This is a genomic window from Mycobacterium pseudokansasii (assembly GCF_900566075.1).
Lineage (GTDB): Bacteria > Actinomycetota > Actinomycetes > Mycobacteriales > Mycobacteriaceae > Mycobacterium > Mycobacterium pseudokansasii.
In genome coordinates this window covers 5376077-5390133 of record NZ_UPHU01000001.1, presented here as the reverse complement: position 1 = coordinate 5390133, position 14057 = coordinate 5376077, and the positions used below count along the sequence as shown (strand labels likewise).

Sequence of the window (14057 nt, the reverse complement as noted above, 5' to 3'; positions counted from 1 at the left end):
ACGTGTTGTCAGCCCCTCGCGCACTATCTCGCCCAACCGCAGCTTAGGATCAGCTCAATGTCAATTGATTCTGAGTTGGTAGCTGTTGATCTGACTAGCGATGAGCGCAGCTTCATACAGCATGCGCTGTACCAATGGCAGTTTTCGGCGACTGCGACACCGTTTCCGATCCGCGTGCTGGGGTTGTCGACCTGGGAGGAATTCGACGAGCTCACTGGTCGTCTTTCTTACGCAGTCGTTGGTGGCCAAGCGCTGACTAGCTTGGATTGGGCTCGGGTGTTGTACTTGACGGAATGCTCCTGGGCCAGCGAGTTGGTGGGCGCGGGATTGGACTTTGCGACCGTTAGCGGGTTCTCCGACACGGAGGCGGTGACCTTACTGCGCGGCTTGCAGCGCAAGATCGGCCGCATCACCACGGCTGAGTTGTTGTTTCCTGGGAGCGGCCGGTACTCAAAACCCGCTGACGGAGGCTAGCCTCGATTTTGCCTGCCGGCGGGAGGGGCTTTGAGTTGATCTCGGATTAGGCTGTGACGCTGGATGTTTCGGTTTGCGGCATGTTTACCTGTCCCGTGTCGCCGGGTTGGGCGAGGTTCCAGGGCCTTGGGTCTTTCGTGGTTGTTGGGACAGGTTGGTTGGGGGGTCAGGGGAAGCCTGCGCGGATGCGGTGCCAGGCGGTGGTGATCGCTGTAGCCCACCGCCAGGTGGCGTCTATGCGGAGGCGCAGTTGTCGGGCGCCGTGGGTGATGCGGGCGGTTACGTGCAGCACGCGGTAGCGGAAGGTGGCGATCTCGCAGCGGGCGATCTCGGGTTGGTCGCTGAACCCGAGTAGTTTGGCCCAGGCGACGAGATCGTTTGCAGTCAAGATGATTTCGAGCCATGCGGCGTTCGCGTCGAAGCTGTGGCAGGTTGGCCAGGCCTGTGGTCTTGTTTTCGCGGATGCGGTCCTCGACGCGGGCGTGTTGGCGGTGTCGCAGCTCGAGCCCGGCCAGTTGCCCCGCGATGGCGCCGGGCGGGGTGTCGGTGATGAACGCGGTGACCCGCATGCCGTCGGCGTCGGTGAACCGTAGCTGCGCGCCGGGGTGTGGCCGCTCTTTGCGCAGGATCAGCCGGGTCCCGGTGGGCCATGCGGACAGGTTGACCAGCCCGGTGGCCTCGGCCACCCATGCGCCGTCGCGGATGTCGCCGGTGGCCTCGATCGCCGGGTACCAGGCGTTGCCGAGGTTGAGGGTGTCCACGGCGTCTTGCACGCGGGCATCGACGGGGTAGCCGAAGGAGAACCCGGCATCGTGATCGCGGCAGGCCTGGGCGAAGCCGTGGGTGGCCCCGGCCGAGTCCGAGCGCACCACAACCGTGGGCGCGGCGGGATTCTGCGGGCCGGGACGCCACTCGGGCGGCAGCGACGCCAACGCCTGCTCCAAGACCGCGACGTGGTCGGCGGCGGTGTTGCTGCCCGCGTTGCCTTTGCGCAGCAGCCCGGCCAACGCCTCACCACCGGCGATCTCCGGACGGTCCAAAAACGCCAACAACGGATGGTGCCCGAACGACTTTTTCCAGGTCGAAGCGGCGTTCTCTTTGTTATCGGAGTGATCGATGACCAACGTGGCATCAATATCGATGTGCAACCACTTGCCGGGCGGCGGGGCGGCTCCCGCGGCCCAGGCTGCCGCTCTGGCAGCGGCGCGGGCGGCCCGCACAGCTGGCAGGTGTTTGGCATCGACACGGTGGTCGACCAGCCGCCACATCGTGGTGGTTGAGGCCGCCGCACCGAAGACATGCTCACGGTCCCCACACAGCTGCCCGACCCCGTCGATGCAGTCCGCGCCATCAGCCACCGCCGCCGCCAGATCAGCAAACACCGCCCCCGGCGCATACACCCATGGCCCCTTATAGGTATCGGCCAACGCGGCCGTGACCTGCGCCGACAACCCGGTCAGATCAGCCAACTCACGCAACAAACCCATCCCCGCATGCGACACCACACCATGACCGTCGGCAGATACTTTGGCTCGGCAAACCGCTGCGCTACCCTTCACCTAGAAAGTGCCCTCCCGCTCGGAATGATGGACCTTCAGCAGTCGCATTATCCCTTGCAGGACAGGCACTTTCGCTAACCAAACAGCGTGTCACGCCAAGTTGCACGCAAAATCCGGGCTAGCGTCCTGCTCCTAGTCGAAGTCTCGGGGATTTTCCCACGGGTCGTCTTCTCCCAAAATGGGGAGGTGATGGGGGATGCTATGCGGTGGGTGCACAACGTGGGGTCCCAAAGGCGGTGCGGGTCCGCCGGGAAGCATCGGCCCTTCGACACCTTTGGGTAGGGGCGCTGGCTTGGGTGCCGGTAGCGCTTCAACCGGTGGCGGTGGTGGGGGTGCGGGTCGCGGAACCGGTGGAGGTTGTGGAGCGGCGGGTGTAGGTGGCGCCATTTCGCCGGGAGTAAGCGGTGGAAACCGTCCCGATGCAGGGGGAGTAAGTGGCTCGACGGCCCTAGTGGGAGTTTCCGGCCTTTCTTGATTGTGGGTCTGGTTTCGCCTGGTGGGATGGCTTTTTCGGGCAGCGCTGGTGTATTACCCAACTCGCTGTGAGGGGCCCGGCGGGGTCAGCGGGTGGGTGCGTATTGGTGGATGTCGAACAGGTCGGCCAGTTTCTGTTGGGTGGGGGTGGTGTCGGTGAGCATGCGTTGCACGCGGGGGCGTCCCTTGCCGCCGTCGTGGTAGAGCAGCACGGTTTCTTCGATGCCGGCGAGCTGGTCGAGTAACTCGCGCACGGACAGGTGCAGCCCAGCCTGGTCGGCGTGGCGGCGCATCAGGTGGGCGACGGCCAAGGCGAGCACGCAGTAGGACACGTGTACGCGGATCTTGGAGTCGGTCCAGTGGTGCATTGGGCTGAACGAGACCACGTGCGGGTCCTTGAGCTGGCGGAAGCCGAATTCGGCGTCGGATTGGGAGCGGTAGGCGGCCACGATGTCGGGCACCGGCCAGTCGCGGTTGGTGAACAGGATCCGTTTGCCGAAGATTCGTTGTTCCAAGCGTTTTCGGGCTTTGCTGTCGGTGTGCCAGGCCAGCCGCAACTCGGCGGGCTGCTCGCCGGTGAGGGTGACGGTGATGATATCGGCCACCCAGCGGGGTTTGCAGATCGCAGCGATCTGGGCCTGCACCTTGTCGCGGTCGCGGCGGGTGTGGCCGCGGGCCAGGCGGGCGGCCAGCTCGGCCAGCCGACGCCGCGCCTTGGCCAGGGTCTGGTCCAGGCCGCGGGCCTGCTTGGCCGCCAGGTTCGCCGAGTGGGTCAGCACCGCGCGGCGGGTCACCCCGAGCGCGGTGACGGTGGTGTCGACGAAAGTCAGCCCGGGATAGCGGTCTTCGTCGACGACACGGTAGTCGCGCGCCGGGATGCCCAGCAGGTCGGGGTGATCGCTGGGCGGCAGCGACCCGACGAACCCGATCCCGTGCTCTTCGACGACCGTGTGGTTGTCGCCGCTGTTTTGCCCGGCGTCATAGACCACGGTCAGCGACTCGACCGAGGACACCAGGTCGCGGTAGCGGGCCACCAGCTCGTCGATGACCGTGGGGAACTGGGTGACATCAGGCCGATCACCGGGATAGGCGTGGCTGATCACCGGCACCCCGCCGTCGCGGGTGATGACCAGCGCCAACCCGACCAGCCGCAGATCGGTGCGTTTCTGTTTGGCCTTGCCGCGCTGCGCGATCGACGCCTTCGCGTTGCCGGTGTCGATGAAGGTGGCGAAGTTGGTCATGTCCAGCGCCAGCCCGGTCAAATCCAGCCCGAACTCGCCGACCATCGCCCGCCCGAGCCGGGTCTCGATCTCGCGCAGCTCGCTCTCGCCGAGGCGGTCCATCGCGTCCCAGAACCGGCGGTGATCCAGCGCGGCGCGGCCCAGCTTCACCCATCGCGGCCCGGCCGTGCTGGCCCACCAGTCGGCGAATTCGCGTTTGGAGCACGGGTCGACGATTCGGTTCGCGCATGCCAGCGCGATGTAGGTGCCCACCGACGCGGCCGCGTCCGCGCGACGCGGCGCCACCTCGTCGACGATCCCGGCCACGTCCAGCCGCCTCAGCGTCGACCACACCGCCGCCAGATCCCCGAACTGCTTGTGCTGGCTGCGGATCGGCTGCCCGCTCGGCGTCGCCGACAGCTTGGCCAGCACCTCATCGGCGCTGCCCAGATACTGCTGGGACACGATGCGCGGCTTGCCGCCCACCCGCGCCGATTCCACCAGGTAGTAGTAGGTCTGCTTGCCGCGGCGCTTCCCCACGATCGACGCCATATATGGGTAATACTCTCTCGTCACACAAACCTCAAGCACCACAACGAAAGACACGCCGATCAACTAAAAAGGCCGGAAACTCCCGCTAGTGTTCTGTTCGAAGTATTTCAGCGGGGTTCGCCACGGAGTCGTCGCAGTCGGCTTAGGTTCGAAGGCAGTTCCATAGTCGACGTCCTGCGGATTGATGAAAATAATGGTTCCATCGCTCTTCAGCAGCGTTAGTCCGCCGGATTTGATGCTGGAACCGATCCGAGTATTGGGGTCCTTCATCGCGTCGTAAATCGATCTGGCCAGGTTTTCTGGGGTCTTTCCGGGAAAATGCTTCAAGGCATGACCGTTGGCGATTTCGACAGCTACTTGTCTCATTTGCTCGTCGGTCCAGCCGGCAAACGGATCGCCCGGTGGACCCGGGGGCGGGGGTGGGCTGTCTTTGAAGGTGTGGTTGTCGACGGCCTGGATGTGCGGTTTGGGGTCGTGGGGTGTTTCCGGGAAGGTGGTGGCCGCGATTCCGGCCGTCGCGGCGGTGATTTTGCCGGCTACGTCGTGTTCGACCCCGAGCAGTTGGGCGACGCGTTGGCGGATGTCGGCGGCGAATGCGTGGGCTTGGGCTTGACGAGCCACCTGTTCGGCCGCGGAGCGGCTGGTTCGGGTATCGGTGACCGAGAAGTCTTCTGCGACAGCAAAACCCGCGTTATGGGCGTCCTCGATAGCAAAGAGGACCCGGCGTTGGGCGGCGCCGATGGTTCCGGCGCCGTCACGGGCGATCTTGCTCGCTTGGCGCAGTTGCTCGGCTTTGGCGCTCACCACCGCGAAATCGGCACCGGTTCGCTGCCGTAGCGCATCACCGCCAGCGCCTTCCCACACCAGGGTGTGGGATTGGTTGCGCATCCGCAAAAACACGTCTTCCCACTGATCGGCGGTCCTAGTCCAATAGCCGGCCGCCTCGATCAGATGCTCGGTGCTCCATGCCCGGACTTGGGAAAGGGTCGCCACCCCCTACACCAACCTCGGTCGCACGGCCGCCATCTCGGCCGCCGCCGACGCTTCGTTGCTGGCATATCCCGTAGCACCGGCCTGCACCGTGCTGGCCGTCGCTTGGGTGCGGGCGGTCAACGCCGCCGCAGCCAGGTCAACCGCTGCGTGGGCACCGCCCACCGCCGCGGTGGTGGGTTGAAACGGTCGCCCCGGTGAAGGCGGTGCTAGGACGGCAAGTTCGGAGCTTCGCTGACCCATTGACTGGCCACGGCATCTAACTGACCGACATCGATGCGCAGCTGACCCGGTTCCATCCTCGAGAAGTGTAGTGGCGGGGCGAAGAGCGCCTCGTCGTAGGACGAGCGACACTGCGCCCCGCCGGTCGCCTTGCCGTCGTTGTCGTAGACAACTCAGCTTCGCTGTCGTCCGTCGCGTAATTCCCCAGGGGCTGGCGTCACGTAATTCCCCAGGTGCGGGCCTCGGTGTAGGTCTTACCGGCCCGTGGGGGGCGGTGTCTAGTTGGTGGAGCGGCCGGGTCGTTTCCGGGGCCGATAGCTGGGTCCGTCCATGAGGACTTGGTGGCTGGTGTTGATCAGCCGGTCGAGCAGTGATTCGGCCACGACGGGGTTGGGGAACAGCGGATACCAGTCCTTGGGGGCGCGGTTGCTGGTCAGGATCAAGGGTTTGCCAGCGATTGCCCGATCGGAGACCAGATCGTAGAGATCGTCGGACTGGGTGGTGGTGTGTTCACGCATCGCGAAGTCATCGATGATCAATACCAACGGCCTGGTGTATTCGCGCATGCGCTGACCGATGGTGCGATCGGCGTGGCCACCGGCCAGGTCGGCGAGCATGCGGGCGCACTTGACGAACCGGACGTCGCCGCCCCGACGGGCGACGTGATGCCCAAGTGCTTGTGCCACATGGGTTTTCCCGACGCCGACAGCGCAGGCGACAGACTGCAACAGCTTCGCGCGGTGCTGCCGTGCGAGATCACGGTAACTGATCGCGCGCACCCATTGTACGGGGAACAGTTGCGAGCGTTGTCATTTCGTCGACGACAGGGCGTGCTGAGGCTGGTGGTCGTGCTGCCGGACGGCACGCCGGGCATGGTGGCGGCCGACGCGACGGATGTCTTCGGTAGCGACGCCGCCGTGTTGGCGGGGTTGGCGACGACGTTGTCGGTCGAGGGGGTTCGACGGTTGCGGTCCCGGCTGGCGCGTGACACGGGCGTGTCGTCGTGACCGGGTCCGACCAGTTACGGCCGGGATGGGCAAGGCTCACCTCACTGGATCCGCGCCAACGAGACCAGGAGGTGAGCCGTGCGAGGAGTCAGGATAGCGGCCGCGGTGCAACTGCGGCTGCCGTGGGAGCAGGAGCGTGTCGCCGGGAGCTGGGAGCAGCTGCCGGAACCCACACGGGCGCAAGTGTTGTCGCTGCTGGCCCGGATGATCGCCAGGGGTGTGCTGGCCGAGGACGGCAGCGATGGCTGAGCTGACCAAGATCCGGGCAACGCACCTGCAACGACAGGCGTGGGTGTATGTGCGGCAATCGACGATGACGCAGGTGCGGGAAAACACCGAAAGCCTCAACCGGCAATACGAACTCGCGCAGCGAGCGCAGCACTTGGGGTGGCCAGCTGACCGGGTACGGGTGGTCGATGACGACCTGGGTTGTTCGGGCGCGGATGCGAACGCACGCAACGGGTTTCAGGAATTGGTCGCCGCGGTCGGGTTGGGGCAGGTCGGCCTGGTGCTGGGCATCGAAGTGTCTCGGTTGGCGCGCTGCAACGCAGACTGGTATCACCTGCTGGATCTGTGCGCGATGACCGACACCCTGATCGCCGACGCGGACGGGATGTATCACCCCGGTGACTACAACGACCGGCTCGTGCTTGGGTTGAAGGGCACGATGAGCGAGGCTGAGCTGCACGTGCTGCGGTCGCGGCTCAATGCCGGGCTGCGGCACAAGGCCGCGCGGGGCGAGCTGCGCCAACTGCTGCCGGTGGGGCTGGACTATGACCAGGACGACCGGGTGGTGCTCAGCCGGGATGAGGCGGTCCGCGCCGCGATCACGGCGGTGTTCGACCGGTTCGACGAGCTGGGTTCGGCGCGTCAGGTGGTGCTGTCGCTGCGTGCGGATGGCCTGCGGCTGCCGCGCCGGTCCGCCGGCGCGCGGGTCATCCGCTGGGCCGAGGCGACCTACCCGGCGGTCCACGATTTTTTGACCAACCCCGCCTATGGTGGGGCGTACGTGTTCGGGCGAACGAAGGTGAGTCGGCGTCTGGACGAGGCCGGCCGCATCGTGGTCCGCGATCAGGAATTGCCGCGTGAGCAGTGGGAGGTGACCATCCCGGATCATCATCCCGGCTATGTGTCCTGGCAGACCTATCTGGCCAACCAGGATCGGTTGCGCGCCAACGTGCACCCGCCCAAAGGGCAGGGCGGCGGGGCGGTGCGTGAGGGCCGCGCCTTGCTGCAGGGGCTGGTGGTGTGCGGCAAGTGCGGGCGGCGGATGCTGGTCGGCTACTCCGGCCCCGATGGCCGAGTCCCACGGTATCTGTGCGCGCAGGGACTGCGGTTGTACGGCTCGGCGCGCAGCTGCCAGAGTCTGAGCGGACGCCGCCTGGACGCCGCCGTGGTCGAGGAGATGTTCACCGTGTTGCAGCCGGCCGCGTTGGCGGCCACCGCCGCCGCACTGGCCGAGGCCGAGGATCAGCATGCCCGGCGGGTGCGCGCGTTCGAGCTGGGCGTCGAGCGGGCCCGTTACGAGGCCCAGCGAGCCCGCCGCCAGTTCGACGCGGTCGAGCCGGAGAACCGGTTGGTCGCCCGCAGCCTGGAACGCGACTGGGAAGTACGGCTGGGCACGCTACGTCAAGCCGAGGCCGACCTGGCCGCGCAGCAGTCCCGGCGGCCGGCGGTGCTCACCGAGGAAGAGGTGGCCTGGCTATCCCACGCGGGTGCTGACCTGCGGGCGGTGTTCGACGCCGACACCACCACCATCCGAGAACGAAAGCAGTTGCTGCGGTTGCTGATCGGTGAGGTCGTCATCAACGTCGACCGCGACGCTGGTCAGGCCGCGATCCGGATCCGGTGGGAAGGCAGCGCTCATACCGATATCACCGTCGCGTTGCCGCGCCGCGGCGTGGACAGCGCGATCCGCACCGAGGCCGACACGCTGGAGCGTATTCGACGGCTGGCCGCCCACTACGACGACGCGACGATCGCGCGCCTGCTTGCCCGGCAAGGCGTGATCACCGCGACCGGGTTGCCGTTCACCCGCGACCGGGTCGGCAGCCTGCGCCGCAAACACCGGATCGCCGGTCCCAGCGAACCTGTCGGACCCATCGACGAGGATGTGCACATGGTCAGCATCGCCGAAGCCCAGACGCTGCTGGGCACCTCCCGAGCCACCCTCTACCGGTGGCTGGCCAGCGGGTTCATCCGCGGCGAGCAGCACGGCCCCGGCGGCCCGTGGCGAATCCGCATCGACGCCGAGCTGCAAGCCAAGATCACCCCGGACGCGCCCGAGGGATGGGTTGGGCTCGAAGCTGCTGCCCGCCGACTCGGCGTTGCCAAACAGACTGTCCTGGACCGGATTCAACGCGGCGAGCTCAACGCGGTGCATGTCAACCGCGGCCAACGCAAGGGCCTGGCCATCCAACTGCCACCACCGGAAGATGCTTTGTTCGCTGCAACGCCATGAAACGCCGAGGCCAGCGTGTCGCATCCGGTCCAGAGCACCCGGTCGCACCATCTGCGTGACCATGAAAACCCATAACAACGCAGCATCCGGCCCGAATCTGGACCGGATGAGACAACCAGGGAAAGGAAATTAGTAGTGAGAACCCGGCTCGACCGGGCCGTAGAGGATGACCGACTCGCCGGCGTCGAGCCAGCGCAGCGCGGCCAGATCGCGCAGCATGGCGCCGGGCAGTTTCGGGTTGGCGGTGAAGTCGAAGTCTTCGAAGGTGGCTTGTTCTTCGAACTTGGCGCGGCGCAATCGTCGCCTCAGGGCGGCGGATTCGCGGCGGGCGATCTCGTCCTCGCACAGGGCTTGCAGAAATTCGAGGTGGCCGAGCCCGCCGTCGCGGGTTTGGGCCAGCCTGGCGTCGAGGGTATCGAGCATGCCGGACAGTTTCAGGGTGCGCAGCGCATTTCGCAACGCTGGGTCGCAGATGGACACGGGTGGGCTCCTTGGGAGTGGATTGTGTTGCAGAGATGAATAATTCGCCGATTGTTAGGCGAGCTGGGTGCCGAACTGTTCGGGTCCGCGCAGAAACGCCCCGGCCGCGCCGCCCGCGCCGGTGACTTGCTCGTTGGTGCTGTGTTCGGTGCCGGCGATCAGGATGCCCTTGATGGTGCGATAGGACGGGTCGCCGACCTCGATGGCGCGGGCGCAGGCGGCTTCCAGCCGCTCACAACCGTGTTTGTCGCGCAGCCCCAGCACCCCTTGGGCTGAGCGCAGGTGATGGATGGCGTTGTCGGCCATGAATTCGGCGATCACCGCCTCGCAGGCCGGGCCGACCAGTTCGGCGGTGTGCCGACACCAGGTCGGGGTGCGCATGTGGAATGCGATCTTCTCCGGCGGGTAGTGGGTGAAGTCAGTGGAGCGCCCGGACGGGCGGCGCACATGGGTGGCCACCACATCGGCACCGGCGAAGATCTGCACCACATCCCCGGCGGTGCGGGCGTGCAAGCGCTGTCCGATCAACCGCCACGGGACGCTGTAGAGCGCCTTGCCGACCTTAAGATGCGCATCCACCCCGACGGCGCCGATCGACCAGCTGGTGAGTTCAAACGCTCTGGGCGGCAACGCGATCAACGCGTCTGCTTCGATGGCCTCAAACACTCGCAATGGCGCGGCGCCCTCCAAGGCGCGGCAGCGCCGGCCGCCGGCGACCTCACGGCTCCAGCGCACCGCGTCGGCCTGCATCCCGGTCAGCGAGGCGAACTCGCGGCCTTTCCAGAATGAATCGCGCACGTAGCTCATGGGTCGTTCCACCCGGGGTTTGTCTTTGGGTTTGAACGCCCGCGCCGGGTCGACCAGCGTGCCGTAGTGGGTGGCCAACTCGGCGTAGGAGCGGTTGATCTGCGGATCGTAGAGGTCGGGTTTGTCCACCCCGGTCTTAAGGTTGTCACACACCAACCGCGCCGGCACCCCGCAGAAGAACTCGAACGCCGCGACATGGCAAGCGCACCACGCGGTTTGATCCATCCGGATCACCGGGCGCACGAACAGATGACGCGAGCACGACAGCACCATCACGAACGCCCACACCGCCACCCGCTTGGCCGTGGCCGGGTCGGTCCACATGCCCAGCCGGCCATAATCGATCTGCGCCTCACTACCGGGATCCACCGGCCCGCGTGGCACGGTAACCCTCTCGCGGGCCACCTCCTCAGCGAAATGCGTTGCGATCCAACGCCGCACCGACGACTCCGACGCCGCCACCTCATGCTCGTCGCGCAACCGCTGGGCGACGGTGGCCACCGTGACATCGGCATCCAGCCACGCCTTGATCCGATCGCAGTGCGGCGCGATCAGCGGCCACGTCAAGGACCGCGCTGCCGGATCGCCCAGTCCCGGGAACCACCCGCCGATCAACTCCGCCCACTGATCAGCCGACAGCGGCTCGCCACCAGGCTCGAGGCCATCGGCGATCACCGGAGCCAAATATTTGCGGACGGTCTTCCGATCGATACCCAACGACGCCGACAACTGGACCTGGGAGCGGCCCGCGTGCCAGTGGGTGAACAACTCGACCAAATCGAGCATCAAGATACTTCTCCTCGCCATCAGCGCCCTTCCATCCGTCAGCCGACGGATCAAGAGCGAACCTGTGTGCGAGGCCCACACCGGGCAGACACACCGCCCAGGGTGGGGAATTACGTGACAGCCGGAGTGGGGAATTACGTGACGGACAACCCCTCAAACCTGGGGAAATACCTGACTTCGGTCACTTTTCCGGTTTGGGGTTGGCGCGACGCTTGGACCTGCTGTTTTGTGGTCGTTGGGGCCGGAATGTGTGCACTAACGGATGGGTTCGTAGGGTGCCGGAGTGGCCTATATGCGGACGGTGAGGACCAAGTCGGGGGCGACAGCGGTGCAGATTGTGTGGTCGTCGCGGCGCGGTGCACGCTCGATCGAGCATGTGGGTTCGGCTCATGACGCGGTGGAATTGCAAGCACTCAAGACGGCGGCCGTACGGCGGCTTACTGGAGGTCAGCAGACCCTCGACCTTGATGTCGGTGACACCGAAATATCCGGTGCCTCTTTGGAAATCGTCTCTTCGCGGATGGCGTTTTTGTGGGACAGCTTGTGCGCTGCGTATGTCCGGCTTGGCTTCGATCGGGCCGCTGGAGCCGATGAGGTGTTCCGGGATCTGGTGCTGGCCCGGATCATCGAGCCGACCAGTAAGGCCGACTCGCTGCGGGTACTGGCCGAGACCGGTATCGCCACGGTGTCCTACCGCACCCTGACCCGGCACCTGCCGCGGTTCGCCACAGCGGCTTTCGGCCGGGCGTTGTCCAAGGCGTGCGCGGTTCAGGCGGCGTTGGGGCCGGCGTCGTTGGTGCTCTACGACGTCTCGACGCTGTACTTCGAGACCGATAAGGCCGACGGATTCCGCGAGCCCGGATTCTCCAAAGAACGTCGGCTCGAACCGCAGATCACCATCGGCCTGCTCACCGATGCGACTGGATTTCCATTGGCAGTACACGCATTTGAAGGCGACAAGGGTGAAACCAAGACGATGCTGCCCGTCATCAACGCCTTCAAGAAGGCCCACCAACTCACCGATGTCACAGTGGTCGCTGATGCCGGCATGATCTCCGAGGACAACCAGAAAGCGATCTACGCCGCCGGGCTGACCTTCATCCTCGGCTCCAGGATCCCGTTCCTGCCCGGCGTCATACGCGAATGGCGCGACAAGCATCCCGGCGAGGACATCCCTGACGGGCACATCTTCACCCAGGCCTGGCCGGCCAGCAGCAAGGAGAAGGCCCGCGGGATCCCCGACCGGGTCATCTTCTACCAGTACCGTGCTGACCGGGCCCGGCGCACCCTGCGTGGTATCGATGAGCAGGTAGCCAAAGCCCAGGCCGCCGTCGACGGGAAGGCCCCCCTCAAACGCAACCGGTTCATCACCGTGACCGGCGAGAACCGGTCGGTGAACCGGGAGTTAGAAGCCAAAGCCCGCGAGTTGGCCGGGATCAAGGGCTACACCACCAACCTGACCGGCCAGACCGCAGACTTCGTCATCGATGCGTATCACCAGTTGTGGCGGATCGAGAAGGCGTTCCGGATGTCCAAGCACGACCTGGCCGCCCGCCCGATCTACCACCACAAACGCGAGTTCATCGAGGCCCACCTAAACATCGTGTTCGCCGCGCTCGCAGTCAGCCACTGGATCGAACACCAAACCGGTTGGAGTATCCGGCAATTCGTGCGCACCACACGCCGATACCGCACCGTGGACATCCGAGCCGGCCAACACACCCTCACCGCCGCCGATCCACTGCCCGCCGACCTACGCGACGCCCTCGCCCAAATCAGCGGAGCCGACCTACGCACTAAATGACCGAAGTCAGGTGCGAGGCCCACACCGGGCAGACACACCGCCCAGGGTGGGGAATTACGTGACAGCCGGAGTGGGGAATTACGTGACGGACAACCCCTCAAACCTGGGGAAATACGTGACCGCTGACAGCTTCGCATGCGGTGCAGCAGCGGCGGTGATGCCGCGGCTTTGTCACACGGGATGGTGTGAGCGTCGTATTGCATGGGTACGCCCGGAGGCGAACGGCCTGATCCCAGACGTGCAGTTGACCATGATTCAGCCAAGTATCAGTCGTGGGCGGTGGTACCGCGCTGAGCGTCGCTGCGCCGAGCATCGGTGTTGCTTGCTGGATCTCCAACACCGCGTGTTTCGATGCCGGATCGAGGGTCGGATTGCCCTCTGTCCGTCGGGCTCACAGAGGCTCCCGGTGCGAGAGGCGCTGCCGCCGGGCCAGCCGAGGCGGCGTCCAGGTCTTCAGATGATTCTGTCTGTTGAGTGGGCACCTCGTAGCCCATTGCCCTGCGCACCTGAAGGACATCACGAAGCGGCGGGTTAGCTGGGTCTTGCCCGAGCAGCACCAACGTTCCGGTGCCGAGGCGTTCAACTGTTGCGCCAGCTGGCAACAAGGCCATGTCGAACTTTACCGAATCGGAATCGCTGAGGAAATTAGCCCACCCCGCCGGGTGACCGACCAATTGACCAGCAATTATGCCGCCATTTTCCAGCCGCCGATCTGGCTGGCGCTGTTTGTCGACTAGATCGTGGTTCGTCCAAACAGCATGATCGGGCTGCCATGTGTCGACCACGATATTCAGCAATTTCGCCGCGACGCCCGGATTATATAGGTGACCTGAGCCGGCGCCAGGTTTAGGCAGATTTAAGACGAAGCTGTTCGTTACGTATGGTGAGGTCTGACCACATCCGACAGAAAGACCGATGGATGCATCTGGGTTTCCGTTCCACCAAGACACAGAGTAGCCGAGTTCATCAATAACCTGCCTGTTAGTGTCTCGGCGATTGCGTCCTGTAAGGAGCCGAGTCACTAGATCCGTATGATCGGATGTCACAACCGGTTGCTCGATCGCCTTTCGCTTGGATCCCGCTCCTTGGCGCCAACTAGTCAAGAGTGGGTCAACGTGCGCGAACTGTTCAATCATCGTTGCCAGACGCTCTGCACACTCGTCCACAGACGCCGCACGTATCCCCCAGTACGCACCTAGGTAAAAACTCGGTGACATAATT

Annotated in this window: 8 protein-coding genes and 5 pseudogenes; 5 read left to right on the top strand and 8 right to left on the bottom strand. The window is 65.2% G+C overall.

Going from position 1 to position 14057, the window contains the following annotated elements:
• Positions 1 to 57: 57 nt before the first annotated feature.
• On the top strand, positions 58 to 474 hold the full coding sequence (locus tag EET10_RS24230) for a hypothetical protein (protein ID WP_051490608.1): 417 nt from the start codon (positions 58 to 60) through the stop codon (positions 472 to 474).
• A gap of 166 nt (positions 475 to 640) precedes the next feature.
• Here the strand turns inward: EET10_RS24230 and EET10_RS24225 are convergent.
• The 5 genes and pseudogenes from EET10_RS24225 to EET10_RS24205 all read right to left on the bottom strand — a co-directional run.
• Positions 641 to 2033 (bottom strand): annotated as a pseudogene (locus EET10_RS24225) (IS1380 family transposase).
• 560 nt (positions 2034 to 2593) lie between these two features.
• Positions 2594 to 4279: an IS1634 family transposase gene (locus EET10_RS24220; protein ID WP_122501864.1), complete on the bottom strand. Its 1686-nt coding sequence runs from the start codon at positions 4277 to 4279 to the stop codon at positions 2594 to 2596.
• An 840-nt stretch (positions 4280 to 5119) separates the two neighbouring features.
• A pseudogene (locus EET10_RS32490) lies at positions 5120 to 5272 on the bottom strand (hypothetical protein); the annotation flags it as partial.
• A gap of 3 nt (positions 5273 to 5275) precedes the next feature.
• Positions 5276 to 5568: pseudogene (locus EET10_RS24210) on the bottom strand (hypothetical protein).
• A gap of 201 nt (positions 5569 to 5769) precedes the next feature.
• A pseudogene (locus tag EET10_RS24205) lies at positions 5770 to 6198 on the bottom strand (ATP-binding protein); the annotation flags it as partial.
• Between EET10_RS24205 and EET10_RS29795 the strand changes: the two are divergent.
• The 3 genes from EET10_RS29795 (at position 6082) to EET10_RS24200 (ending at position 8959) form a co-directional block, all read left to right on the top strand.
• Positions 6082 to 6498 (top strand): hypothetical protein, encoded by a 417-nt coding sequence (locus tag EET10_RS29795; RefSeq protein WP_218028521.1) that lies wholly within the window; start codon positions 6082 to 6084, stop codon positions 6496 to 6498. The pseudogene EET10_RS24205 and the gene EET10_RS29795 sit on opposite strands and share 117 nt — an antisense overlap.
• Before the next feature lie 78 nt (positions 6499 to 6576).
• Positions 6577 to 6747: a hypothetical protein gene (locus EET10_RS29790; RefSeq protein WP_167480138.1), complete on the top strand. Its 171-nt coding sequence runs from the start codon at positions 6577 to 6579 to the stop codon at positions 6745 to 6747.
• On the top strand, positions 6740 to 8959 hold the full coding sequence (locus tag EET10_RS24200) for a recombinase family protein (protein ID WP_036407760.1): 2220 nt from the start codon (positions 6740 to 6742) through the stop codon (positions 8957 to 8959). The genes EET10_RS29790 and EET10_RS24200 overlap by 8 nt, the downstream gene beginning before the upstream one ends.
• Positions 8960 to 9100: 141 nt before the next feature.
• Here EET10_RS24200 and EET10_RS24195 read toward each other — a convergent pair.
• Positions 9101 to 9439: pseudogene (locus tag EET10_RS24195) on the bottom strand (ATP-binding protein); the annotation flags it as partial.
• 54 nt (positions 9440 to 9493) lie between these two features.
• A complete protein-coding gene (istA, locus tag EET10_RS24190) occupies positions 9494 to 11032 on the bottom strand; it encodes an IS21 family transposase (RefSeq protein WP_063467444.1) in 1539 nt (512 codons plus the stop codon).
• Positions 11033 to 11315: 283 nt separating this feature from the next.
• Here istA and EET10_RS24185 point away from each other — a divergent pair, with 283 nt between their 5' ends.
• The gene (locus tag EET10_RS24185; protein WP_425461695.1) at positions 11316 to 12836 is read left to right on the top strand and encodes an IS1634 family transposase; all 1521 of its coding nucleotides are present in this window, start codon (positions 11316 to 11318) and stop codon (positions 12834 to 12836) included.
• A 266-nt stretch (positions 12837 to 13102) separates the two neighbouring features.
• Here the strand turns inward: EET10_RS24185 and EET10_RS29320 are convergent, their stop codons facing one another.
• Entirely contained in the window at positions 13103 to 14053 is a 951-nt protein-coding gene (locus EET10_RS29320) for an Imm52 family immunity protein (protein WP_342774168.1), read from the bottom strand.
• Positions 14054 to 14057 lie beyond the last annotated feature (4 nt).

Excerpts from the sequence above, each read along its gene's own strand:
- EET10_RS24220 (WP_122501864.1), bottom strand. The coding sequence starts at position 4,279 with ATGGCGTCGATCGTGGGGAAGCGCCGCGGCAAGCAGACCTACTACTAC.
- istA (WP_063467444.1), bottom strand. The coding sequence starts at position 11,032 with ATGCTCGATTTGGTCGAGTTGTTCACCCACTGGCACGCGGGCCGCTCC.
- EET10_RS29320 (WP_342774168.1), bottom strand. The coding sequence starts at position 14,053 with ATGTCACCGAGTTTTTACCTAGGTGCGTACTGGGGGATACGTGCGGCG.
- EET10_RS24200 (WP_036407760.1), top strand. The coding sequence starts at position 6,740 with ATGGCTGAGCTGACCAAGATCCGGGCAACGCACCTGCAACGACAGGCG.
- EET10_RS24230 (WP_051490608.1), top strand. The coding sequence starts at position 58 with ATGTCAATTGATTCTGAGTTGGTAGCTGTTGATCTGACTAGCGATGAG.